General features: G+C 46.5%; 1 protein-coding gene. It reads right to left on the reverse strand.

The features are described from left to right. Window positions 1-256: TonB-dependent receptor plug domain-containing protein (locus tag AB5935_RS14710; RefSeq protein ID WP_368327462.1), on the reverse strand; the 256-nt coding region annotated here is incomplete at its 3' end. Window positions 257-260 lie beyond the last annotated feature (4 nt).

Below are 260 nucleotides of genomic sequence, written 5' to 3' on the forward strand. Positions count from 1 at the left end.
CTGATGAAATTTCTAATCCATCTAGTAATATGAGAGGTGCGGAGTTAGCCCCGTTTGTTCCGATACCCCGTATCCAAAAATCCGCCCCGTCCCCGCCAGGCTCACCAGAACGTTGAACAGCGATTACGCCAGACATCCTTCCCGCTAATGATGCTGACAATGAGCTTGTTGGAAGTTTGAAAGATTCCGGTTTGACAGAGCTTATTGCTCCGACTACACTCGCTTTCTTTTGTTTTCCAAATCCAACAATAACCACATCT

Source organism: Phocaeicola sp. RTP21198st1_B8_RTP21198_201120, assembly GCF_040929485.1.
Taxonomy (GTDB): Bacteria; Bacteroidota; Bacteroidia; order Bacteroidales; family Bacteroidaceae; genus Phocaeicola; species Phocaeicola dorei.